Here is a 22345-nt window from a genome sequence, read left to right on the forward strand (position 1 = left end):
TGGAATGCGTGCCGCATGAACGCCATCGACCCCGGGCCGGCCGGCAGCAGCATCACGCTGACCGTCAACGGCAGTCCGCACTCCCTCACCGTGGACCACCGCAGCACCCTGCTGGACGTGCTGCGCGAGGACCTCGGCCTGACCGGCGCCAAGAAGGGCTGCGACCACGGCCAGTGCGGCGCCTGCACCGTCCTGGTGGACGGGCGCCGGATGGTCGGCTGCCTGCTGCTCGCCGTCGCCCAGGACGGTGCGGCCGTCACCACGGTCGAGGGCCTGGCCGGGCCGGACGGGCAGCCGCACCCGCTGCAGCGGGCCTTCGTCGAGGAGGACGCGTTCCAGTGCGGCTTCTGCACGCCGGGCCAGCTCTGCTCGGCGGCCGGGCTGCTGGCGGAGTCGCCGGACGGGCTCGACGAGGCGGCGGTGCGCGAGGGCATGAGCGGCAACCTGTGCCGGTGCGGCGCCTACCCCGGGATCGTCCGGGCGGTCCGCCGGGTGGGCGGGGGCGTCGGATGAGGCCGCTCGGCTACACCCGCCCGGCCGACGTGGCGACGGCCGTCGCCCTGCTGGCCGCCGACCCGCAGGCCCGGGCGCTGGCCGGCGGCACCAACCTGGTCGACCTGATGAAGCTCGACGTCGAACGCCCCGCCCGGCTGGTGGACATCGCCCGGCTGCCGCTGGACCGGATCGAGCCCACCCCGGACGGCGGACTGCGGATCGGTGCGACCGTGCGCAACAGCGACCTGGCCGCCGACCCCCGGGTGCGGCGGGACCACCCGGTGCTCGCCGCCGCGGTGCTCTCCGGCGCCTCCGGCCAGCTGCGCAACGCCGCCACCACCGGCGGCAACCTGCTGCAGCGAACCCGCTGCCTGTACTTCCAGGACGTGGCCAAGCCCTGCAACAAGCGCCGCCCCGGCTCCGGCTGCCCCGCGGTGGCCGGGGTGCACCGGGACCTCGGCGTGCTGGGCACCTCCGACCACTGCGTGGCGACCCACCCGTCCGACCTGGCCGTGGCGCTGGTCGCGCTGGACGCCGTGCTGCACCTGACCGGGCCGGACGGGACCCGCAGCCTGCCGCTGGAGTGGTTCCACCGGCTGCCCGGCGACACCCCCGAACGGGACACCGAGCTGGCGCCCGCCGAGCTGATCACCGCGGTCGAGCTCCCGCCGCCCCCGCCGGGGACCGCGGGCGTGTACCGGAAGGTCCGCGAACGGGCCTCCTTCGCCTTCGCCACCGCCTCGGTGGCCGCGCTGCTCAGCGTCCGGGACGGCCGGGTGGCGGGCGTCCGGCTGGCCTTCGGCGGGCTCGCCCCCAAGCCCTGGCGGGCCCGGACGGCGGAGGCGGCGCTGCTCGGCGGCCCGGCCGACCCCGAGGCGTACGGACGGGCGATGGACGCCGAACTGGCCGTCGCCCGGCCGCTGCGCGACAACGCCTTCAAGGTGCCGCTGGCCCGCCGGCTGGCCGTCCGGGTGCTCACCGACCTGGCCGGGGAGGCGCGGTGAACGCGGCACGGCCCGAGGAGCGGTCCGCCGGACCGGAGCGGCTGGAGGGCTGGGAGAAGGTCACCGGCCGCGCCCGGTACGCGGGCGACCTGCGCCCCGACGGGCTGGCCCACGCCTGGCCCGTCAGCGCCACCGTGGCGCGCGGCGACATCACCGCCGTCCGCACCGAGCGGGCCCTGGTCGACCCGGCGGTGCTGGCCGTGCTCACCCACCGCAACGCTCCCCCGCTCACCCTGCCGGAGGACGGCGACCCCGTCCTCGCCGTCCTGCAGTCGCCGCGGATCTCCTACCGGGGCCAGCTCGTGGCGCTGGTGGTCGCCGAGACCCTGGAGGACGCGCGGGCGGCGGCGGAGGCGGTCGAGGTGGTGTACGCACAGGAGCCGCACGACGTGGTGCTCACCGCCGACCACCCGGGGCTGTACACCCCGGAGACCGCCAACGGCGGCTACCCGGCGGTCCGCGAGCGGGGCCAGTTCGACACCGCGTTCCGGGCGGCCGAGGTCCGGCTCGACCAGGAGTACCGGGTCGGCCCGCTGCACAACCACCCGATGGAACCGCACACCGCGACCGCCTGGTGGACGGACTCCCGGCTGACGGTCCACGACTCCAGCCAGGGCACCAACACCGTGCAGGAGACCCTGGCGGCGCTGTTCGGCCTGCCCCCGGGGGACGTCCTGGTCGTCAGCGAGCACGTCGGCGGCGGCTTCGGCTGCAAGGGCAGCACCCGGCCGCACGCGGTGCTGGCCGCGATGGCCGCCCGGTCGGTCGGCCGCCCGGTGCGCCTGGCCCTCCCCCGCTCCCGGTTGAGCGCCGTGGTCGGGCACCGCGCACCGACCCTGCACCGGGTGCGGCTGGGCGCCTCGGCCGACGGCCGGCTCGCGGCACTGGCGCACGAGGTGACCACCCGCTCGTCCACGCTGGCCGAGTTCGTCGAGCAGGCCGCGGTGCCCGGCCGGGTGATGTACGCGGCGCCGCACAGCCGCACCACGCACCGGGTGGCCCGGCAGGACGTGCCGCCGCCGTCCTGGATGCGGGCCCCCGGCGAGACGCCCGGGATGTTCGCGCTGGAGTGCGCGATGGACGAACTGGCGCAGCTGTGCGGGCTGGACCCGGTGGAGCTGCGGGTGCGCAACGAACCGGACGTGGAACCGGACAGCGGGCGCCCGTTCAGCAGCCGGCACCTCGTGGAGTGCCTGCACGAGGGGGCCCGCCGGTTCGGCTGGGAGGCCGCCCGCACCCCGCGCCGGGACGGCCGGTGGCTGCTCGGTGCCGGCGTCGCGGCGTCCACCTACCCGGCCTGGGCCGGCCCGTCGACCGCCGAGGTGACGGCCTTCCCCGACGGCGGCTTCCTGGTGCGCACCAACGCCACCGACCTCGGCACCGGCGCCCGTACGGTGCTGGCCCAGGTGGCCGCCGAGGCGCTGGGCGTCGCGCTCGACCGGGTGCGGGTCGAGATCGGGCGCAGCGACCTGCCCCGGGCACCGCTGGCGGGCGGCTCGGCCGGTACCGCGTCCTGGGGCTGGGCGGTGCACCGGGCCTGCCAGGGGCTGCTGCGCGAACTCGACTCCTACGGCGCCGGGTTGCCGGTGGAGGGGGCCGCGTTCCGGGCGGACACCCTGGACGAGGTGCGGGCCGCCGGGCGGACGTACTCCCGGCACTCCTTCGGTGCGCAGTTCGCCGAGGTGGCGGTGGACGCGGACACCGGGGAGGTGCGGCTGCGGCGGCTGCTGGGGGTGTTCGCGGCGGGGCGGATCCTCAACGAACGCACCGCCCGCTCCCAGCTGACCGGCGGCATGGTCATGGGCGCCTCCATGGCGCTGCTCGAACACAGCACGATGGACCCGGAGTTCGGCGACCACGCGGAACGCGACCTGGCTTCGTACCACGTGGCGGCCAACGCCGATGTGCCGTCGGTGGAGGCGTACTGGCTGCCCGAGGAGGACCCGCACGTCAACCCGCTCGGGGTGAAGGGCATCGGCGAGCTGGGGACGGTCGGGACGGCCGCGGCGGTCGCCAACGCCGTGCACGGGGCGACCGGGGTGCGGGTGCGGGAGCTGCCGGTACGGCCGGAGGACCTGCTGCCGCAGCTGTGAGCGGAAGCGCGGGGGCGCGGGGCCGCGGGGCCGGGCTACGGGTCGGCACCGCAGCCCCGGACCACCCGGGCCGCCCGGACCGCCCGGACCCGCGGACGGCCGGGGCGTCAGCCGCCGTCCGGGCGGGTGGCCAGGAAGGCGGTGATCCGGGCGATGTCCTCGGCGTCCTTGGGCCGGCGGGGGCGGCGCGGGTCCCACACCGGCATCATCCGCTTGATCTCGATCTGGGCGGCGGCCGCCACGATCGGGCACTCCACGCCGCCGAGCCGACCGGTGGGGCCGTCGAGCATGCCGTCCGGCCAGGCGGACCCGGCGAAGGGGCCGCCGGCGACCAGGACCCGTCCGTCGGCCGTCCGCTCGACCAGGGCGAACCCGGACTCCAGACCGTCCTTGACGAAGTCGAGCTGCTGGTCGGGCGGCGGGCCGGGCAGCGGCCGGTGGCCCAGTTCCAGCAGGCCCCCGGTCAGGGCGGGGGCGTCGGCGGCGTCGACGAACCAGTCGACGTCCTCGTGGTCGCGGGTGACGGTGCCGAGCAGGAAGTCCATCGCCCAGCCCCCGCGCAGCCGGAGGTCGATGCCGAGACGGCGGGCGAGGCCCAGCGTCCCGGCGATCAGGTCGAGCTGGCGTGCGGCGCGTTCGGTGTCCATGATCGGCGACGCTAGCCGAGCGCCACCGGCCGCCGCGAACGGGTTTTGCCCTGGACCGCGCCCAGTTCTTGACGGTGCCTCAGTCATTGGCTGTACCTCAGTCCTTGACGGCGCCCGCGAGGCCGGAGACCAGCCGGCGCTGGACGGCGATGAAGAAGATCAGCACCGGCACCGTCATCAGGGTGGAGGCCGCCATGATGCCGCCCCAGTCGTTCTCGTCGGGCTTGAAGAAGACCAGCAGGGCCGAGGGCAGTGTCTGGTTGTCGGTGGCGCTGATGATGAAGGTCTTGGCGAAGACGAAGTCGTTCCACGCCGCGATGAAGGAGAACACACTGGTCGCGGCGAGACCCGGGGCGACCAGCGGGAAGAGGATCGTCCACAGGATCCGGGTGCGGCTCGCGCCGTCGATCTGCGCGGCCTCCTCGATGGACTCCGGGACGGCGGCGACGAAGCCGCGCATCATCCAGATCCCGAACGGCAGCGAGAACGCCAGCTGCACCAGGATCAGCGAGGCGAGCGTGTTGAGCCCGACCCCGGGGGCGACCCGGCCGACGTCGCGGAACATGAAGAACAGCGGGATCGTCAGCGCCTCGACCGGGATCATCTGGGCGATCAGGAACATCACCATGATCGTGGTGCGGAACCTGAAGCGGAACCTGGTCACCGCGACGGCCGCGAGGAAGACCACCACGGCCGACAGCGCCACCACCGCCAGGGCGATGACGAGGCTGTTCATGAAGTACCGGCCGAAGCCGTCGACGCCGAGCACCTGGCGGAAGCTGTCCAGGGTCGGGTGCGCGGTCCACGGCTTCGGGTCCAGCGACTGCACCTCGCCCTTGGGCTTGAAGGCGGAGAGCACCATCCAGAAGATCGGGAAGGCGGTGATCGCGCCCACGACCAGCGCGATGGTGTCGGCGGTGAACCGCCGGCGGCTGCGGGTGTTCACAGTTCGTTTCCCGTCCGTCGCAGGGAGCGGATGTAGAGGACCGTCGGGACGACCAGGATCAGCAGCATGATCACCCCGATGGCCGCGCCCAGCCCGTACTGGGAGGAGGCGAACGCCTTCTGGTAGGCGTAGACGTTGAGGACGAGGTTCTGCCCGGCGATGCCGCCGCCCTCGGTCATCACGTAGATCTGGGTGAAGACCTTGAAGTCCCAGATGACCGACTGGATCACCACGATGGTGAGGATCGGCCGCAGCATCGGGGCGGTGATCCGGCGGAAGGTCGTCCAGGTGCGGGCGCCGTCGAGCGCGGCGGCCTCCAGGATCTCGGTCGGGATGGCGTTGATCCCCGCGTAGAGGGTGACCATCACGAACGGGAAGGAGTGCCAGACCACCACCGCGCCGACGATCAGGAACGCCGTCCACTTGTCGTAGAACCAGTTGTACTCGTGGAAGCCCGAGAGACCGAGCCGGACCAGGGTGTCGTTGACCAGGCCCAGGTTGGTGTCGAAGAGGAAGCTCCACACCGTCGAACCGGTCATCGCCGGCGCCGCCCAGGCCGCCATCGCGGCGGTGGTCAGCCACAGCCGGGCAACCCGGCCGACCCGGGTCAGCAGCACCGCCAGCGCGGCACCCACCGCGAGGGTCGCCACCACACAGAAGGCGGCGAAGCCCACGGTCTGCGTCAGCACCGACCAGAACTGGCCGTCGCTCAGGATCCGGTCGTAGTTGCCGAAGCCCACGAAGCGGGTCGGCACGCCGCCGGACGCCTGGGCCTGCCCGAACTCCAGCACCGACAGCAGGCCGAGCTGGTAGATCGGGTAGGCCACCAGCGGGATCAGGATGACCGCCACCGGGAGCAGCAGCAGGAACGGAGGGCGACGCCGGCCGCGCGGGGGCGCGGCCGGCGCACGGCCCCGGCGCCGCCCGCTCGGGGAGGCCGGCGCCGCCGGGGCGGTCGTGGTGGGTGCGGACACGTGCGGGACCTGCTCTCTGGGGAGCCTGCGGAGGCGAGCCGGTGGAGGGGGCCTGCGAAGGGGAGCCGGTGGAGGGGCCGGCCTGTGGAGGGGGAGCCCGGGGGCCCGTTGGCGGACCGGCCCCCGGGCGGCGGCGGGGTGGGTCAGTTGCCCGCGAAGGCCGCGTCGATCTGCCCCGCGGCGTCGCCGGCGGCCTTCGCCACGTCGGCCTTGCCCGTGACGACCTGCTGCAGCAGGTTCGGGACCACGGACTGCGCGTCGATCTGCGCCCACGCCTGGTGCAGCGGAACGAACTTGGTGCCGGCCGCGATGGTGTCCGTGAACGGCTTGAGGAAGGCGTCCTTCGCCGCCACCCTGCCGTTGACCGACTTCAGCGTGGGCAGGTTGCCCATCGCGTCGTACATCTGCTCCTGGTAGGCCGGGCTCGCCAGCAACTGCGCGAACTCGACGGCCAGCGTGCGGTGCTTGGCGGCCTTCATGACACCCAGGTTGTTGCCGCCGCCGAACGCCGGGGCGACCGAGCCGGCCTTGGCCCCGGGCAGCGGCACGACCGCGTACTTGCCCTTGGCCGCCCCCGCGTCCACCTTGCTGCGGCTGGAGTTCGGCAGGATCGCCATCGCCGCCTTGCCGGCCGCGAAGAGGTCCACCGTCTTGCCGCCGGTGAGGTCCGCGCACTGCTGGGCGGGGCAGCCGTCCGCGCCGAACAGGTCGGTGTAGCGCTTCAGACCCGCCTGCGACTCGGGCGAGTTGATGGCGGCCCGGTACCCGGCGCCGCTCTTGGCGGCGATGTCGCCGCCGGCGTCCCAGACGAACGGCAGCGCGCCGAAGGTGTACTTGCCGCCGACCGCGATCCCGAAGGTGTCCGGGTGCGCGGCGTGGATCTTCCGCGTCGCGGCCACCAGTTCGTCGTACGAGGCCGGTGCGGACAGGCCCGCCTCGGTGAACAGGTCGGTGCGGTAGTACAGCGCCCGCACCCCGACCCACCACGGCAGCCCGTAGGTCTTGCCGTCCAGCACCGCCGTCGCCGCGATGGCCGGGTCGAGGTCGCCCTTGTCCTTCCACCGGTCGAGGTCGGCGCCGATGTCGGCGAGACCGCCCGCCGCGACGTACCCCGGCAGGTCGGTGTTGCCGAACTCCACCAGGTCGGGCGCGCTGTTGGGGTCGTTGAACGCCCCCTTCATCTTGGCCGCGCGGGCCGAGGCGTCGGTGTCGATGTAGCTGATCTTGACGGTGACGCCCTGGTGGGAGGCCTGGAACTCGGCGACGGCCTTGTTGACGACGGCTTCCTTCGGCGCGTTGCCGGCCTCGTTGTACAGCCAGACCTGCAGCGTGCCGGTCTTCTCGTCGCCGGCCTTGTCACCGGCCGGCAGCGCGGTGCCCGGTGAACAGGCCGCAGCCGCGAAGCAGGTCGCCGTCAGAGCGGCAGCCGCCGCGGCTCGTCCGATCAGTCGCATGGGTGGAGACCTCCCCTCCCGACAGATGCCGCCGCGACGTGCGGCCGCTGGGGACGGGCACGTCGGAGCAGGCCCTGACCGGGGCCGATGGTGGGTGCGCGAACGCGTGGATGTGGGGGTTCGGCGGCCCGTCGGCCCGGGTGGGGAGCCGGAGGGCCCGCTCGATGCCAGGGACGTTAGGCCGGGCCGCGCGGGGCCAACAAGAGGCCGTTCGGGAAGTTTTGCAGTGCACAATGCTGTGCCGAAGAATCGGCGAACACGCCCCCAACGGGTACGGTCGGTCCACCGCCGCGGGTCCGGGCCACGAAGGTCGCGGGGCGCGCAGGCGAACGCCGGCGGGCCGGGTGACGAAGGCCGGCGGGCCGGGTGACGAAGGCCGGCGGGCCGGGTGACGAAGGCCGGCGGACCCGGGCGACGAAGGCCGGCAGGCCCGGGCGACGAAGGCTGCGGCCCCGGCGGCGGACGGCAGCGAGCCGCGCGACGGGTCCCGCGGACCCGCCCCGCGGCGCAGGCAGTGGAACGAGAGGGGAACGGACCGATGACCGAGCCGGAGGACGCGGAGACCGCACGCGGCTCCGCCCGAACCGCGGCGAAGAAGACCGCACCGGGCGAGCGCAACCAGTCGTCCTCGCTGCGCCGCGCGCTCGCCGTACTCGGCTACGTGCGCGACCACGGCAACGGCGGCCGGGGCGTCCCGCTCGGCCAACTCGCCGAAGCCCTCGACCTCAACAAGAGCACCGTGCTACGCCTGGCCGGCCCGCTCCTCGACGAGCACCTGCTCGACCGCGACCGCGAGACCGGCTGGTTCCGGCTCGGCCACGGCTCGCTCCGGCTCGGCCAGGCCTACCTCTCCACCCTCGACCTGCGCAGCGTCGCCGCCGAACACCTGCGCCGCCTCCAGCGCGAAGCCGGCGAGACCGTCCATCTGACCGTCTGGCAGGGCAACGGCATCGTCTACCTCGACAAGGTCGAGGACGAGACCAACGTCCGGATGGCCTCCCGGGTCGGCAGCCGCGCCCCCGCCTACTGCACCGCCACCGGAAAGGCGATCCTCGCCTGGATGCCCGAGGAGACCGTCGCCGACGTGGTCGCCGCCGGCCTGCGCCCCGTCACCGCCTGGACCATCGCCGACGAACCGCACCTGCGCGCCGACCTCGCCCGGATCCGCGCCCGCGGGTACTCCATCGACGACCGCGAGAACGAACCCGAGGTCCGCTGCGTCGCCGCACCGATCTTCGACCACACCGGGGAGGTCACCGCGGCCCTCTCGGTCTCCGGCCTCACCTCCCGGATGACCGCCGCCAGGGTCCGCTCGCTCGGACCGGTCGTCGCCCAGGTCGGCCTGCGGATCTCCCGCGAACTCGGCTCCGACCGGCAGGCCGCCCAGCCGTGACAACGGCCGGGGCCCGGTGCAGAAGCTGCACCGGGCCCCGGATCGTGGAGCGCCAGGCCCGGGTCGAACGGACTCTCCCTACTGAAAGTAGGACGTGCTCCAGTAGCACCTCTGACGCCTGGCGGAGGAATCACTCCCTCCGACAGGAAGAACACTACCAGGCCTGAAACCCCGTTCGAACCCGCGGTGAAGGCCGGAGGTGTGCAGGGTTCGTGAGGCCCCCTCACCGGACCCGCCCGCGCCTGGCCCGGCGCACAGGGGGCGGCTGTCCCGCGGGCCTCACCGGACCGACAGCAGCTCGCGCAACTGCCGGCCCCGCCGCAGCGCCTCGAACTCCCGCTGCAGCGGCGGCCTCGGGACCGTCAGTACCGCACACTCCGCGCGCCGCAGCACGTACCCCGCCACCGACGGCCGCAGCACCCGGCGCACCAGGCCGCCGCCGGCCCCGAGCACCAGCAGGTCGTCCGGCCGGTCGGCGGCCCGGACCAGCGCCTCACCCGCGTCGCCCCGCACCGTCCGGGCGAACACCCGCACACCTACCGTGCCACCCCCGCCCGCCAGGCCGAAGGCCTCGTCCAGCGCCTCCGCGAGCCGGGCCTCCGCAGCCTCCCGGCACGCGTCGAGCAGCGGCGGGCACGGCGAGCGGCGGTAGGCGAACTCGCCGCCCGCCGGAACCCAGCCGTGCACGGCGAGGACCTGCCCTCCGGCGCGGCGGGCCTCGGCGACCGCCCGGTGCAGGGCCGCCAGACTGCCCAGTGAGCCACTGACGCCGACCACGACGCGGTGGGTGTTCATCCCTGCTGACCGTCCCTCTCGACTGGTACCCGGTGCTGCGGGTCCAGCCAAGCGCGGCGGCGGACGGCCGGGCCGTCCGTTGACGGACCCCTGACGCGGACGGGCCCGATCCCGACGCGGCCCTGACGCCCGCGGGCCCCCTACCGGGCCTCGGGGCCCGGTCCGGCCTCCCAGAGGTCCGCGAACATCCGGTCCAGGTGCTCCTCGCCGACCGGCGGCACCGGCAGCGGATGGGTCGCGCGGGCGCGGAAGCCGTCCAGCAGCAGGGCGAGGTGGCGGCGCCACAGGTCGGGCCGCAACTCGGTGGCGGCCGGCAGCGCCCGGCACAGCGGGCCGAGCAGGAACAGCAGGTCCATGGTCACGACATCGGTCCGCATCGAGCCCTGCTCCTGCGCCCGGGCGACCAGCGCACCGACGGTGACCGCATTGCGCCGGCTGATCTCCACCATCTCCGGGATCGCCGGGATCGCCCGGGTGACCAGGTCGTTGATCCCCCGGTCGGCGGCCACCAGCTCGAAGATCCGCTCGAAGTACCGTTCGATGGCTGCCCAGGCGTCCTCGGTCGCCAGCGCCTCCGCGGCCGCCTCCGCCAACAGCCCGGACGCCTCCGCGAACACCTCGCCGATCAACGCCTCCCGGGTCGGGAAGTGCCGGTACAGCGTCGCGTTCCCGACCCCCGCCTCCTTGGCGATCTGGTCGAGCGGAACGTCCAGCCCGTACCGGGAGAACATCTCGCGCGCCGCCGCGACCAGCAGATCACGGTTGCGCTGCGCATCCCGCCGCAGCCGTCCGGACGCGGGAAGGGGCCTGCCGGTTGCCATGCCCCGACCCTAGCAACCCCCGACCGTCCCCCGGCCCGGCCGGGCGCGGCGCCGGCCGGCTACACCGCCTCCCAGCGGAGCCTGAGCCGGAGGAGGTCGACCAGCTCCAGCTGCGCGGTCGCGTTCTGTCGCCGCAGAACGGCGGCGGCGCGCTCGATCAGCGGGGCGGCAGCCTGTCCGGCGCCCTCGTCGAGGTGGGTCTCGGCGAGGTCGGTGAGCACCCGGGCCGTGTTGTACGGCTCGCCGCTCGCCTCGAAGCGGCCGAGGGCCTCGGTCAGCAGTCGACGGGACTCCGCAAAGCGACCCAGGCCCCGCAGGGCCCGACCGCGGTGGCGTACCAGGAGCGCACGGGCGCGCGGGAGGTCGGCTGCCCCCTCGCCGTCGGGTTCGATCCCGTCGAGGATCCGCTCGGCGTGCTCGAAGCACTCCAGCGCCTCGGGGAACCGCCACTGCCGCAGGCGGAGCAGGCCGAGCGACTCCACGGCCGTGGCCCGGCCCCGCAGGTGGCCGGCCGCCTCCTCGGCGGCCGAGGCCGATCGGAGTTCGTGCTCCGCCTCCTCGTACGCGCCCAGCTCCAGGAGGCACCAGGCGAGTTGGGTGTGCATGCGACCGGCGGTCAGGGTGCCCGGGAAGCGGTCGGCGGCGGCGCGGGCACCGGCACGCAGCGCGGGGAGCAGCAGTTCGTGCGATCCGGACTTGAGTTGCAGCGCCCACAGGGCTTCGACCAGCGGACAGAGGAGATCCGGGCGGTCGAGTTGTTCGGCTGTGAGCGAGGCCTCCACCAGGTTGGCGGCCTCGGCCTGCAGTGCGGCCACCGCTGCCCCCTCGTCCGGGTACGGACCGGGGCCGATGCGGTCGAACAGCGGACTGACGTGCCAACGCTCCTTGAGCGCCGCGTAGTCGGCAGCGACGGCGAACGTGAGGTACCACTCGACGGTGCGGGTCAGTGCCGCGGCGCAGGCGGCCGGTCCGTCCGTCCGGGCGGCCTCCTCGACGGCGTGGCTGCGGACGGCCGGGCGGTGGCGGTACCGGCCGTCGGGTGCGCTTTCGAGGAGTTGCCGATCGGCGAGTTCGGCGAGCAGGAGTGCCGCATCGTCGACCGGTACGCCCGCTGCGGCAGCCGCCGGACCCGGTGTGAGGGCAGGCCAGGGGTGCAGGGCGTTCAGGCGGTGGAAGCGGGCGGCTGCGGGGCCGAGCCCGGCATACTGGCGGGCCACGGCCGCCCGGACCGGGTCGTCGTCCGCGCGGGCGACTCCGGTCCCGTCCGGTCGTCCGCCCGCTTCGACCTCGGCGGCCGCGAGGTCGAGTGCGGCGGCGCGCAGGGCGAACGGCGAACCGCCGCAGCGCCGCAGAATCTCTGGAAGGGCCGACCGGGCCGCGGCCATCACGTCCTTCCCGGCGAGGTCGGTGAGCAGTCGGCGGGCGTCCTTGTCCGCGAGGGGGCCGACGGCGACGGGAACGGCATCCAGACCGGCGACCGGCCGACTGGCCACGACCAGGGTGAACACCCCGGGCGCGGAGGTGATCAGCGGCCTGACCTGGACGGCCGATCCGACGTGGTCCAGCACCACGAGCAGCCGTCGATCGGCCAGCAGGGTACGGAGGAGGCCGACGCGGTCGTCGACGGCCGGCGGCACCCGGTCGGCGGGCACGTGCAGGCGGAGGAGGAAGCGGCGCAGCAGGGCGCCGGTGTCGGATCCGTTCCCCCGCAGGTCGGCATAGAGGGTGCCGTCCGGGAAGCGCTGCTGCTCGCGGCTGCCCCAGTAGTGCGCGAGGGAGCTCGTGCCGATGCCCTCGGGACCGTGCAGGACGGCCACTTTGGGGCGGCCGTCGGGCTTGCGCCCTGCTTCGCGGTCGAGTTCGGCGAGTGGGCCGCGGCGGTCGGTGAAGAAGCGGAACGGGGCGGGGAGCAGGTTCGGCGGCAGGCCGTCGGCGGGTGTGGCCCCGCCGGGCAGGCCGTTCACCCAGCGGGCCAGCGCTCCGGCCCGTGCGGGATCCTCGCCCGCCCGTTCCAGCAGTTCCCGGGCGAGCGCGGCCCGTTCGGCGGCCCCGGTCGGGGCGGGTGCCGACCGCCCGACGACCCGGGCGACCATGCCGCCGACCGACTCGGCGACCCGGCGGCCCACCTCGTTGGCCGAGCCCGCGGCGACCGCCCCCAGGAAGGCCGTCACCGCCGCCAGCGACAGCGGTTCCACCACGCCACACCCCCGTGTCTCCGCGGAGCCGGTCCGCCACCGCGCCGGCCCGTCGTCTCGGGAACTCACCGTAGCCTGCCGGGCTCCTTCGTGTGGGAGAGATCCCGGAGCGGACGGCACGCCGGCACCCGGCTCCCCGACCGGTCGGACCACGGGCGCCGAAGGTGTCGGACGGCTCACATCGGGTCGGTGCTCAGGGACGGCTCCAGGGGGGCTGCGTACGCTGGCGGGCGTGGATACCTGGGAGCTGGGTGCGGGTGGCGGCGGGGCGGTTCGGGTGGTGGGGCGGCGGTGAGCGGGGGCGGGGTCGCGCGCGGGGCCCGGCAGCTCATCGGGCTGCTGGTGGATCCCGGGACGTTCGTGGGTTGGGACGAGCCGCCCGCGCCCGGGGAGGTCGACGCCGGCTACCGGGCGTCGCTGGACCGGGCGCGGGAGCGGACCGGGCTGGACGAGGCGGTGACCACCGGGCGGGGCCTGCTCGGCGGGCGGCCGGTGGCTTTGGTGGCCTCGGAGTTCGGGTTCCTGGGCGGGTCGATCGGGGTGGCGACCGCCGAGCGGATCACCCGGGCCGTGGAGCGCGCCACCGCCGAACGGCTGCCGCTGGTGGCGCTGCCGGTGTCCGGGGGCACCCGGATGCAGGAGGGCTCGGCCGCGTTCCTGTGCATGCTGCGGATCACCGCCGCCGTCCAGGCGCACCGGGCGGCCGGTCTGCCGTACCTGACCTACCTGCGCAATCCGACCATGGGTGGGGTGTTCGCCTCGTGGGGCACCCTGGGGCAGCTGGTGTTCGCCGAACCGGGCGCCCGGCTGGGCTTCCTGGGGCCGCGGGTGTACGAGGAACTGCGCGGGGTGGAGCTGCCGGAGGACGTGCAGCGGGCCGAGACGCTGGCCCGGCGCGGGCTGGTGGACGCGGTGGTGGCGCCCGAGGACCTGCGGGAGGTGCTGCGGCGCTCGCTGGCCGTGCTCGCGCCGTGGCGGGAGCCTGGGTCGGGGCCGGCTGCGGGGCCGGCTGCGGGGCCGGGGTCGGTTGCGGGGTCGGGCGCCGAGGCCGGCGCGGGGTCGGTGGCCGTCGAGCATGCGGGGCGCGTGGCGGCAGAGCACGTGGCGGCGGAGCGGCCGGCGCCCGACGCGTGGGAGTCCGTGCTGAGCACCCGTCGTGCGGACCGGCCGGGGGCGCGCGAGCTGCTGCGCCGTACCGCCGAGGAGTCGGTGCTGCTGGACGCCCCGGACGGCCGCCGGGGTGCGCTGGTGAGGGCGCTCGCCGTCCTGCACGGGCAGCCCGTGGTCGTGGTCGGGCAGGAGCGCGGGACGGCGGAGCGGGACCGCCCGTTCACCGCCGCGGACCTGCGGGCGGTGCGCCGGACCGCGCAGCTCGCCGAGCAGCTGGGCCTGCCGTTGGTGACGGTGGTGGACACGGCGGGTGCCGAACTGTCCGCGCAGGCCGAACTCGACGGTGTCGCCGTGGAGATCGCGCACTGCCTGACCACCCTGCTGGCGCTGCGCACGCCGGTGCTGGCGGTGCTGCTCGGCCAGGGTTCGGGCGGCGGCGCGCTGGCCCTGCTGCCCGCCGACCGGGTGGTGGCCGCCGAACGCGCCTGGCTGGCGCCGTTGCCGCCCGAGGGCGCGTCCGCGATCGTGCACCGCGACGGGGAGCACGCAGCGGAGTTGGCGCGTTCGCAGGGGATCGGGGCGCGGGAGCTGGCGGCGGTCGGCCTGGTGGACACCGTGGTACCCGAACTGCCGGACGCCGCCGAGGAACCGGCCGCGTTCTGCGCCCGACTGGGCCGCGCCCTCGGAGCGGCACTCGGCGAACTCACGGCCCGGCCGGAGGCGCAGCGGCTCGCCGAGCGGGCCCGCCGGCACCGGCGGTTGGGGGACGCCGTGCAGGGCTGAGCGCCCGTGGCGGGGGGTGAGCAGGGAGCGGAGGGGTGATCGGGTAGCGGGGGTGAACGGGTGGCGGGGGTGAACGGGTGGCGGGGGTGAGGGCGTAGCGGGATGCGCCGGGGTGGCCCGGGCCGTGGGCGGTGACGGGGGGTCACCTATGCTGCGGCCATGACAGGAATGATCGAACCGGTCGAACGGCCCGTCGAGCTGGTGATCTTCGACTGCGACGGCGTGCTCGTCGACAGCGAGCGCATCGCCGTACGCGTCAACGTCGCCCTGGGGGCCGAACTCGGCTGGCCGCTGGACGAGGCGGAGGTCGTCGAGCGCTTCATCGGCCGCTCGATGGCCTCGATCGGCGAGCAGGTCGCCGAACGGCTCGGCGCGGAGACGGCGGAGGTCTGGGCGAAGCGTTTCGCCGCGATGCACGCGGAAGCGGTCGACACCGACCTCCAGCCGGTCGACGGCATCACCGAGGCCCTCGCCGCCCTGACCCTCCCGACCTGCGTCGCCTCCAGCGGCGACCACGACAAGATGCGCCACACCCTCGGCCGCACCGGGCTGTACGACCACTTCGCGGGCCGGATCTTCAGCGCCTACGAGGTACCCCGCGGGAAGCCCGCACCCGACCTCTTCCTGTACGCCGCCCGGCAGTCGGGCGTCGACCCGGCCGCCTGCGTGGTCGTGGAGGACAGCCGGTACGGCCTGCAGGCGGCCCGGGCCGCCGGGATGCGCTCGTTCGGCTACGCGGGAGGCCTCACCCCCGCCGACCGCCTGACGGGACCGGGGACCACGGTGTTCGAGGACATGCGGCAGCTGCCGGCGCTGATCGCCGGGCTCTGAGCGCCCGCCCGCCGACGGGTCCCTCGGCGCCCGTCGGCCGGTCGGCAGCTCCCTCGGCGCCTGCCGGCCGTCGGCAGGTCCCTGAGCACCCGCCCGCCGGACTCCCGTCAGCGCGCCTCGTCCGCGACCTCGGGCAGGCCCAGCAGTGCGCGCATGCGGGCGTACTTGGCGGTGAGGCGGGCGGCGGTGGCGGAGTCCAGCATCGCCAGCCGGGCGGGGTTGGCGTTGTGGGCGAGGTCCGACTGCTTGATCAGCAGCGCCCCCGGGGTGGCGAGGATCCGGGCCGCGTACACCTCCTGGTCCTCGCCGGGGCGCTTGGTCATCGCGTCGACCATCGCCTTGGTGGTGTCGGTCAGCGCGGCGCCGTCCAGCCAGTCCCGGGTGAGCGCGTCGTCCTCGATCGCGTCGTGCAGCCAGGCCGCCGCGATCTGCTCCTCGCTGCCCCCGCGGGCGGCGACGCCGTGGGCGACCGCGGCCAGGTGCTCGGTGTAGGGCCGGCCGGACTTGTCGACCTGCCCCTCATGGGCGCGACGGGCGAGGCTCTCCACCTCGGCAAGGCTCAGATACTCCACCAGGCCATGCTAGGGCGTGGCCGGCGATTCCCGTCGGGCGCGCGAAGTGCCGGACCCGCCTCGAGGCCTGCGTCCGGCCGGTGCCGAGCCACCGCCGTCCACCCGCCGGGCCCCGCCGAACCACCGCGTTCGAACGCCTGATTGACTGCGCCGGTGCGTGGTTGCCGTACGCACCGTGCGGTGGCCGTACCGCTCCCGTCCGGCCTGCCCGGGTACCGGGCGGACCCCGTACCGCCGTTGCCGCTCCGACCAGCGAGGGACCATGCTGCTCTCCGGATTCGCCCCGATCTGGGCCCTGACCGGGGTGGGCTGGCTGCTCGCCCGGCGCGGGCTGCTGGGGCCGCAGGGCGAAACGGTGCTCGGACGGTTCGTCTTCCACGTCGCCATGCCCGCCGCCCTGTTCATGATGATCGCCCGCACCCCGCTGGAACGGTTCGCCAACACCTCGATGCTCGCGTTCGCCGCCGGGACGGCGCTCGCCATGGGACTCGGGCTCGCCCTCGCCGCCCTGCTCTTCGACCGCGGACCCGCCGACCGGGCGATCGGCTCGATGGCCGCCGGCTACGTCAACTCCGCCAACCTCGGCATCCCGGTGGCCGTGCAGGTGCTCGGCGACGCGACCTTCGTCGCCCCGGTCGTGCTGCTCCAGACCCTGCTGGTCACCCCGGTCGTCCTGACCGTGCTGGACGCGCACAACGGCGCACCCGACCGGCCCGGGGCCACGGCGGCCTCGCGCCGTGGCGCGTCGGCCCGCTTCGCCCGGCGTCTGCTCACCCTGCCCCTGCGCAACCCGATCCTGCTCGCGGCCGCCCTGGGCGCAGCCGTCTCGGCCCTGCACTGGCGGCTTCCCGCCGACCTCGCCCGCTGCTTCGAACTCCTCGGCGGCGCGGGCGTACCGACCGCCCTGGTCGCCCTCGGCATGTCGCTGCACGGACCGCCGGCGGCCCCCGGCCGGACCCGGATCGCGGAGACCGGCACGGCGGTCGCGGTGAAGACGCTGTTCCAGCCGCTCGCCGCCTACGCGGTCGGGGCGTACCTGCTCCGCCTCCCGCCGGACCAACTGCGCACGGTGGTGCTGTTCTCGGCGCTGCCCACCGCGCAGAACGTGTTCGTCTACGCCCGCGAGTACGGGGCGGGCAGCGCGCTGGCCCGGGACGCGGTGCTCTGGTCCACGCTGGTGTCGATGGCCACGCTGTCGGTGGTGGGGCAGCTACTGCCGGGGTGAGCCACCGGCTCCGGGCGCGTCGGGTGGGGCTGCGGAGCGGGTGGGGCCGGCGGACGGTCCTTTCCTCGGCCTGGCCGGGGGGGCGGGTCGGATGCGGGGCGCCCCCGTGGTCACTCCTCGCGGGCGGCGGCGACCACCTCGGTCATGGCCTCCAGGAACCGGCGGGCGGTGGCGAGTTCGGTGTCGTCGAACCGCCCCATCGCCGCGACCAGATCGCCGATGAGTCCGCCGAAGAAGGTCTGCCCCGTCTCCATCGCCCGCGGCTCCACCAGGAGCAGGACCCGGCGGCGGTCACCCGGGTCGCGCTCGCGGCGGATCAGGCCCAGCCGTTCCAGCCGGTCGACCAGCCCGGTCGTACCCGCCGAGTTGAGCCGCAGCGCCTCGCCGAGCCGCCCCGGGGTGACCACCGTGCCCGCGCGGGCAGCGTCCAGCAGGTGGATCAGCGCCCGAAGGTCGGTCGGGTGCAGTCCGTTCCGGGAGGCGAACTCGGCGCCGAACAGGTCGAGTTCGACGGTCAGCCCGCGCAGCAGGTGGACCAGCTGCATCGTCGGCGGCTGCTCGGCGCCGCCGACCGCAGTCGGTGCCGGCGCCGGTGTCGGTGACGGTCCCGGCGCTGTGGCCGCCCCGGTTGCCTCTCCTGCCTCGTCCACCCCTGGTGCCCCTTCCGTCGCGGCGGATTCCGTGCCTATTCTCTCGCTCAGCGAGAATATTGCCCAGCGAGTGAATACGCCACCCCGGGAGGCCGCATGTCCGCACGCACCGCCACCACCCGCACCACCGTCGACCCGGCCTTCCTCGCCGCGTACGACGCCCTGCTGGCCCGCTGGCCGCTCCCGGTCGAATCCGTGGACGCCCCCACCGAGCACGGCACCACCCGCGTCAGCATCTGCGGCCCGCGCGAGGGCACGCCGCTCGTCCTGCTGCACGGCGGCGGCGCCACCTCCGCCTCCTGGCTCGCCACCGCCGGAGCGCTCGGCGCCACCCACCGCGTCCACGCCGTCGACCTGATCGGCGACCCCGGGCGCAGCGTCCACAACGGCCGCCCGCTCGGCAGGCTCGACGGCCTGCTCGGCTGGCTGGACACCGTGCTCGACCAGTTGGGCCTCACCGCCACCGACCTGTGCGGTCACTCGTACGGCGGCTGGATCGCCCTCCAGTACGCGCTGAACCGCCCGGCCCGCGTCGAACGGCTCGCCCTGCTGGACCCCACCCAGTGCTTCACCGGCTTCCGCCCCGGCTATCTGCTGCACGCCCTGCCGCTCTTCCTGCCACCCCGGTCGGCCGCCCACGGCCGAGCACACGCCTACCTCGACTGGGAGAGCGGCGGGACCGCGCTCGACGCCGACTGGCGCGAGCTGTTCGCCCTCGGCCACGCCCGCTTCCCCTCCGCCCGCCCGGTCACCGGCCCGCGCCCGGCCGCCGAACGACTGCGCGGCATGACCACCCCCACCCTGGTCGTGCTCGCCGGCCGGAGCCGCACCCACGACCCGCAGCACGTCGCCGGCCTCGCCCGCCGCACCCTCCCCGGCGCCGCCACCACCGTCCTCCCGGACGCCTCCCACCACAGCCTCCTGTTCGCCGAGCCGGAGCGACTGAACGGCCTGCTTACGGAGTTCCTGCGGCGGGGCTGAGCGCGAGCGGGGCTGAGCGCGAGCGGGGCTGAGCACGAGCGGGGCTGAGCACGAGCGGCCCCGCGACCCGGCGGACAGGCGGCTCCGCCGGCTCGCGGAAAGCCCAGCACGGGCGGTCGGCGGTCGGGCCGGCACGGTCGGACCCGGGGGCGGGGTTCGTCCGCTGCGGCAGCGCTACCGGCAGGTCGGCACCCGGGGCGGGCGTCAGGCGGTCGGATTCCGGGTGCCCGCCGCAAGGAGTCCGCCGATCAGGGCCCGGAGGGCCGGGGCGAGCCTGTCGCAGTGGGCGCCGGGGCCGCGGTAGGGGTCGGCGGCCAGGGCTTCGGCGAGGGCGGGCAGGCGTTCGGGGTCGACTGCGGTGAGGAGGGCGCGGCGCTGGCTGGGCTCGCGGGGCGGGCGGACGGGGTGTTCGGAGAGCAGTTCGCCGAGCACCAGTTGCCAGCAGGCGCGGAAGGCGGCCAGTGCGGGGGCCGGTGCGAGGCCGGCGGCCCGCAGGTCGGCCAGGCAGGCGTCGTTGAAGGCGAGGGCGTTCGCGGCGACGAGTTCGCCCTTGATCAGGATGTGCAGCACCCAGGCGTGGCCGGCCATGTAGTCGTGGGCGTCGACGAGCCGCCGCAGCAGCCGGGTTGCGGGGTCGCCGCCGGGCACGTCGACCGGCAGGCCCTCGGCGATCTGTTCCAGGACGGCGAGCAGCAGCGCGTCGCGGTCGGCGACGTGCCGGTAGAGCGAGGCGGGCGCGGTGCCGAGTTCGGTCGCGACGCTGCGCATGGTGAGCGCGTCGATGCCGTCGCGTTCGATGACCCGCCGACCTGCGGCGACCACGCCCGCGGCGGTCAGTCCCGGCCGGGGGCGGCGCGGACCGTAGCGGCCGCGCTCGGGTTCGGGCACCGGGGCCGGGGCGGCGCCGGGGGCGGGCTGGCTGCGGTTCGGTGCGGGGGCCGGAGCGGCGGCTCGGCGTTCCTCTGGCATTCCGTCATCCTGGCATGCCCGCACAGGCGCGCCCCTGCAGGGCGAGCGACCTTCACGCGCCCCCACTCCCCTTTCACCGCTCGTGCGCCGTCATCACCTGCACGGTTGCCGCGGGCTCGAAGTAAGGCTTACCTTACGCGAACAACGTTCGCAATGGAGGCCGCCATGTCCGACGCCCTGCCCGAAGCCCCACCGGAAGCCGTACCCGAAGCCGCACCGAAGGGCCCGGCCGGATCCGTCACCGCCCCGGGTCCCGCCCGCCGCGGCTCGCCGCCGGACGACGGATCCCACCGCCGGACCGCCACCGGTCCGGGCACCGCCCTGGTACTGATCGCCGCCTGCCTGTGTCAGCTGGTGGTCAACCTGGACGCCAGCGTCGTGAACATCGCACTGCCCGCCGTCGACGAGGCCCTGGGGTTCTCGGAGAGCGCCCTGCCCTGGGTCGTCAACGCCTATGCACTGGCCTTCGGCGGGCTCCTGCTGCTCGGCGGACGGATCGCCGACCTGGTCGGCAACCGGCGCGCCATGGTGGCCGGCCTCGTCCTCTTCGGCCTGGCCTCCGTACTCGGCGGCTTCGCCCAGAACCCGGGCCAGCTGATCGCGGCCCGCGCCGGCCAGGGCGTGGCCGGCGCGCTGCTCGCCCCGATCAGCCTGACCGTGATCATGGTGACCTTCCCCGAAGGGCCGGCCCGGACCCGGGCCGTGGGGATCTGGTCGACGGTGGCGGCCGGCGGCAGTGCACTCGGCGTCCTGCTGGGCGGGCTGCTGACCGACCTGCTCGACTGGCGGTGGGTGATGTTCATCAACGTGCCGATCGTCCTCCCGGCCCTCGTCCTGGCCTGGCGCGCCGTACCCGCCACGCGTCCGCAGCCCACCGGCCGGCCGGACGTCGTCGGCGCCGTACTCGCCTCCGCCGCGATGACCGTCCTCGTCCACGGACTGCTGGCCACCGAACGGCATCCCTGGGCCTCGGCCCGCACCCTCGGCACCCTCGGCACCGCCGTCCTCCTCGGGGGCGCGTTCCTGCTGTGGGAGGCGCGCGTCGCCTCGGCACCGATCGTCCGGCTCGGCGTCCTGCGCAACCGCACGGTCGGGGTGGCGAGCCTGCTGGTGACCCTGGTCGGAGCCTCGATGGTGGTCGGGTTCTACTTCTGCTCGCTGCACCTGCAGAACGTGCTCCACTACGGACCGCTCGCCGCCGGCGCCGCCTTCCTGCCGTTCTGCGCGGGCACCGCCGCCGGCAGCCTCGTCGCCGGACGCCTCACCGCACGCTTCGGCAGCCGCGCGGTACTGACGGCCGGACTGCTGCTGACCTCGCTCGGGATGCTCTGGTTCGGCAACCTCGGCGTCGACTCCGACTTCCTCACGGACTTCCTCGGCCCCTCCGTGGTGGCGTCCGTCGGAGTCGGGATCTGCATGGTCGCCAACACCGCGATGGGCACCACCGGGGTCGACCCGCGCGAAGCCGGCCTGGTCAGCGGACTGCTCAACACCGGACGCCAGTGCGGCGGCAGCATCGGCCTCGCCGTGCTCACCGCCGTCGCGGTCGCGGCCACCCGACGGGAGGCCGAACAGGGCGGGTCGCCGCTCGCGGCACTCGCCGCCGGCTACGACCGGGCGTTCCTCGCCACCGCGGCCCTGCTCGCACTGGCGGCTGCACTCGCCGCGGTATTCGCTCCGGCCCGGAGGGCGTAGCGGCGGGAGGGGCGTCCCGTACGACGGGCGGGCGGGGCGGCCGGGAAGCGGGGGCGGGAGGCCGGCGGGCCAGGCACGGCAGGCCGAGCGTCCCGTACGAGGGCGAGGCGGGCGGCGGCCCGCCGAGCAGCACGTGGGCAACCAGCGGCGGACGCGCGCGACACACAGACGCAGGCCCCGGGCGCGCCCGACGGGCGGCCGGGGCAGCGCCGCAGCGCGCCGTCCGGCCGTCCGCCGGTGGCTCGTCGTCCCGCCGGAGTTCGCGGGCGGGATCCGTCAGTAGATCAGGTAGCTGGGGCGGTGGCCCTCGTCCTCGATCTCCCCGGTGGCCTGGGCCCGCAGCTTGCGGGACAGCTCCTCCAGTGCCCGGGAGGCCGCGACCTCCTCGCCGATGCGCGCGAGCGGACGGTCGTCCGCGCTCTTGACCGCCTCCCCGTGGGCACTGAGGCCCGGGGCCCTGGCCCCGGTCAGTCTTGCGTTGCATCCCGTGTGCACGCCGTCTTCCTCGAAGCTCAGCTCCACATCCCATTGGTTGTGCATGCCACACCTCCTGGCGCCGACCGATCGCGCCTGACCAGCCCGTACGGCTGCTCACACCAGCGTGCGCCCGCCGCGCCCGACCCGGCAAGCGCGCAAGGGCCGCACCCGCCGCCGGACGGGGCCGGGCCGCGCCGGGGCGGGGGCGTCGGCTCCGGCCCGGCTGTAGTCTGGA

General features: G+C 75.1%; 20 protein-coding genes. 9 read left to right on the plus strand and 11 right to left on the minus strand.

What is annotated here, in order from left to right; translation table 11 throughout:
- Positions 1-15: 15 nt before the first annotated feature.
- Genes ACWGB8_RS20715 through ACWGB8_RS20725 form a run of 3 tightly spaced genes read left to right on the plus strand, consistent with a single transcriptional unit; the run spans position 16 to position 3592 of the window.
- Positions 16-513 carry a (2Fe-2S)-binding protein gene (locus ACWGB8_RS20715; protein ID WP_452214991.1) on the plus strand — a complete coding sequence of 166 codons (498 nt, stop codon included), beginning with the start codon at positions 16-18 and terminating at the stop codon, positions 511-513.
- Entirely contained in the window at positions 510-1499 is a 990-nt protein-coding gene (locus ACWGB8_RS20720) for an FAD binding domain-containing protein (protein WP_452214992.1), read from the plus strand. The genes ACWGB8_RS20715 and ACWGB8_RS20720 overlap by 4 nt, the downstream gene beginning before the upstream one ends.
- Positions 1496-3592: a xanthine dehydrogenase family protein molybdopterin-binding subunit gene (locus tag ACWGB8_RS20725; protein ID WP_452214993.1), complete on the plus strand. Its 2097-nt coding sequence runs from the start codon at positions 1496-1498 to the stop codon at positions 3590-3592. The genes ACWGB8_RS20720 and ACWGB8_RS20725 overlap by 4 nt, the downstream gene beginning before the upstream one ends.
- Before the next feature lie 107 nt (positions 3593-3699).
- Here the strand turns inward: ACWGB8_RS20725 and ACWGB8_RS20730 are convergent, their stop codons facing one another.
- The 4 genes from ACWGB8_RS20730 to ACWGB8_RS20745 form a co-directional block, all read right to left on the minus strand.
- A complete protein-coding gene (locus ACWGB8_RS20730) occupies positions 3700-4239 on the minus strand; it encodes a nucleotidyltransferase domain-containing protein (protein WP_452214994.1) in 540 nt (179 codons plus the stop codon).
- A 97-nt stretch (positions 4240-4336) separates the two neighbouring features.
- Positions 4337-5185, minus strand: coding sequence for a carbohydrate ABC transporter permease (locus ACWGB8_RS20735; RefSeq protein WP_452214995.1), 849 nt, complete (start codon positions 5183-5185; stop codon positions 4337-4339).
- On the minus strand, positions 5182-6159 hold the full coding sequence (locus ACWGB8_RS20740; RefSeq protein ID WP_452214996.1) for a carbohydrate ABC transporter permease: 978 nt from the start codon (positions 6157-6159) through the stop codon (positions 5182-5184). The genes ACWGB8_RS20735 and ACWGB8_RS20740 overlap by 4 nt, the downstream gene beginning before the upstream one ends.
- A gap of 143 nt (positions 6160-6302) precedes the next feature.
- The gene (locus ACWGB8_RS20745; RefSeq protein ID WP_452214997.1) at positions 6303-7613 is read right to left on the minus strand and encodes an extracellular solute-binding protein; all 1311 of its coding nucleotides are present in this window, start codon (positions 7611-7613) and stop codon (positions 6303-6305) included.
- Positions 7614-8151: 538 nt separating this feature from the next.
- Here ACWGB8_RS20745 and ACWGB8_RS20750 point away from each other — a divergent pair.
- Positions 8152-9006 carry an IclR family transcriptional regulator gene (locus ACWGB8_RS20750; protein WP_452214998.1) on the plus strand — a complete coding sequence of 285 codons (855 nt, stop codon included), beginning with the start codon at positions 8152-8154 and terminating at the stop codon, positions 9004-9006.
- Positions 9007-9285: 279 nt separating this feature from the next.
- Here the strand turns inward: ACWGB8_RS20750 and ACWGB8_RS20755 are convergent, their stop codons facing one another.
- The 3 genes from ACWGB8_RS20755 to ACWGB8_RS20765 all read right to left on the minus strand — a co-directional run bounded on the left by ACWGB8_RS20755 (position 9286) and on the right by ACWGB8_RS20765 (position 12820).
- On the minus strand, positions 9286-9801 hold the full coding sequence (locus ACWGB8_RS20755; protein WP_452214999.1) for a universal stress protein: 516 nt from the start codon (positions 9799-9801) through the stop codon (positions 9286-9288).
- 140 nt (positions 9802-9941) lie between these two features.
- Positions 9942-10622: a TetR/AcrR family transcriptional regulator gene (locus tag ACWGB8_RS20760; RefSeq protein WP_452215000.1), complete on the minus strand. Its 681-nt coding sequence runs from the start codon at positions 10620-10622 to the stop codon at positions 9942-9944.
- Positions 10623-10681: 59 nt separating this feature from the next.
- Positions 10682-12820, minus strand: coding sequence for a tetratricopeptide repeat protein (locus ACWGB8_RS20765; protein WP_452215001.1), 2139 nt, complete (start codon positions 12818-12820; stop codon positions 10682-10684).
- A gap of 288 nt (positions 12821-13108) precedes the next feature.
- Between ACWGB8_RS20765 and ACWGB8_RS20770 the strand changes: the two genes are divergently transcribed.
- The gene (locus tag ACWGB8_RS20770) at positions 13109-14710 is read left to right on the plus strand and encodes a carboxyl transferase domain-containing protein (protein WP_452215002.1); all 1602 of its coding nucleotides are present in this window, start codon (positions 13109-13111) and stop codon (positions 14708-14710) included.
- Positions 14711-14869: 159 nt separating this feature from the next.
- Entirely contained in the window at positions 14870-15541 is a 672-nt protein-coding gene (locus ACWGB8_RS20775) for an HAD family hydrolase (RefSeq protein ID WP_452215003.1), read from the plus strand.
- Between the two features lie 107 nt (positions 15542-15648).
- Here the strand turns inward: ACWGB8_RS20775 and ACWGB8_RS20780 are convergent, their stop codons facing one another.
- Entirely contained in the window at positions 15649-16104 is a 456-nt protein-coding gene (locus tag ACWGB8_RS20780) for an HD domain-containing protein (RefSeq protein ID WP_452215010.1), read from the minus strand.
- Between the two features lie 271 nt (positions 16105-16375).
- Here ACWGB8_RS20780 and ACWGB8_RS20785 point away from each other — a divergent pair, with 271 nt between their 5' ends.
- Positions 16376-17338 (plus strand): AEC family transporter, encoded by a 963-nt coding sequence (locus ACWGB8_RS20785; protein WP_452215004.1) that lies wholly within the window; start codon positions 16376-16378, stop codon positions 17336-17338.
- A gap of 110 nt (positions 17339-17448) precedes the next feature.
- On the opposite strand, the gene ACWGB8_RS20790 is transcribed toward ACWGB8_RS20785, so the two are convergent.
- Positions 17449-17883: a MarR family winged helix-turn-helix transcriptional regulator gene (locus ACWGB8_RS20790; protein WP_452215005.1), complete on the minus strand. Its 435-nt coding sequence runs from the start codon at positions 17881-17883 to the stop codon at positions 17449-17451.
- Positions 17884-18084: 201 nt separating this feature from the next.
- Here ACWGB8_RS20790 and ACWGB8_RS20795 point away from each other — a divergent pair, with 201 nt between their 5' ends.
- On the plus strand, positions 18085-18969 hold the full coding sequence (locus ACWGB8_RS20795) for an alpha/beta fold hydrolase (protein WP_452215006.1): 885 nt from the start codon (positions 18085-18087) through the stop codon (positions 18967-18969).
- Between the two features lie 204 nt (positions 18970-19173).
- Here the strand turns inward: ACWGB8_RS20795 and ACWGB8_RS20800 are convergent, their stop codons facing one another.
- Entirely contained in the window at positions 19174-19938 is a 765-nt protein-coding gene (locus ACWGB8_RS20800; RefSeq protein ID WP_452215007.1) for a TetR/AcrR family transcriptional regulator, read from the minus strand.
- A gap of 165 nt (positions 19939-20103) precedes the next feature.
- Between ACWGB8_RS20800 and ACWGB8_RS20805 the strand changes: the two genes are divergently transcribed.
- A complete protein-coding gene (locus ACWGB8_RS20805; protein WP_452215008.1) occupies positions 20104-21633 on the plus strand; it encodes an MFS transporter in 1530 nt (509 codons plus the stop codon).
- 276 nt (positions 21634-21909) lie between these two features.
- Here ACWGB8_RS20805 and ACWGB8_RS20810 read toward each other — a convergent pair whose 3' ends face one another.
- On the minus strand, positions 21910-22173 hold the full coding sequence (locus ACWGB8_RS20810; RefSeq protein WP_452215009.1) for a dsRBD fold-containing protein: 264 nt from the start codon (positions 22171-22173) through the stop codon (positions 21910-21912).
- Between the last annotated feature and the right edge of the window lie 172 nt (positions 22174-22345).

The organism is Kitasatospora sp. NPDC054939 (assembly GCF_053610105.1).

Bases quoted from the DNA above. Each gene is read 5' to 3' on its own strand.
- ACWGB8_RS20790 (WP_452215005.1), bottom strand. From the start codon at position 17,883: ATGCAGCTGGTCCACCTGCTGCGCGGGCTGACCGTCGAACTCGACCTG.
- ACWGB8_RS20755 (WP_452214999.1), bottom strand. From the start codon at position 9,801: ATGAACACCCACCGCGTCGTGGTCGGCGTCAGTGGCTCACTGGGCAGT.
- ACWGB8_RS20805 (WP_452215008.1), top strand. From the start codon at position 20,104: ATGTCCGACGCCCTGCCCGAAGCCCCACCGGAAGCCGTACCCGAAGCC.
- ACWGB8_RS20775 (WP_452215003.1), top strand. From the start codon at position 14,870: ATGACAGGAATGATCGAACCGGTCGAACGGCCCGTCGAGCTGGTGATC.
- ACWGB8_RS20745 (WP_452214997.1), bottom strand. From the start codon at position 7,613: ATGCGACTGATCGGACGAGCCGCGGCGGCTGCCGCTCTGACGGCGACC.
- ACWGB8_RS20810 (WP_452215009.1), bottom strand. From the start codon at position 22,173: ATGCACAACCAATGGGATGTGGAGCTGAGCTTCGAGGAAGACGGCGTG.
- ACWGB8_RS20730 (WP_452214994.1), bottom strand. From the start codon at position 4,239: ATGGACACCGAACGCGCCGCACGCCAGCTCGACCTGATCGCCGGGACG.
- ACWGB8_RS20750 (WP_452214998.1), top strand. From the start codon at position 8,152: ATGACCGAGCCGGAGGACGCGGAGACCGCACGCGGCTCCGCCCGAACC.
- ACWGB8_RS20715 (WP_452214991.1), top strand. From the start codon at position 16: ATGAACGCCATCGACCCCGGGCCGGCCGGCAGCAGCATCACGCTGACC.
- ACWGB8_RS20720 (WP_452214992.1), top strand. From the start codon at position 510: ATGAGGCCGCTCGGCTACACCCGCCCGGCCGACGTGGCGACGGCCGTC.
- ACWGB8_RS20795 (WP_452215006.1), top strand. From the start codon at position 18,085: ATGTCCGCACGCACCGCCACCACCCGCACCACCGTCGACCCGGCCTTC.
- ACWGB8_RS20785 (WP_452215004.1), top strand. From the start codon at position 16,376: ATGCTGCTCTCCGGATTCGCCCCGATCTGGGCCCTGACCGGGGTGGGC.
- ACWGB8_RS20800 (WP_452215007.1), bottom strand. From the start codon at position 19,938: ATGCCAGAGGAACGCCGAGCCGCCGCTCCGGCCCCCGCACCGAACCGC.
- ACWGB8_RS20760 (WP_452215000.1), bottom strand. From the start codon at position 10,622: ATGGCAACCGGCAGGCCCCTTCCCGCGTCCGGACGGCTGCGGCGGGAT.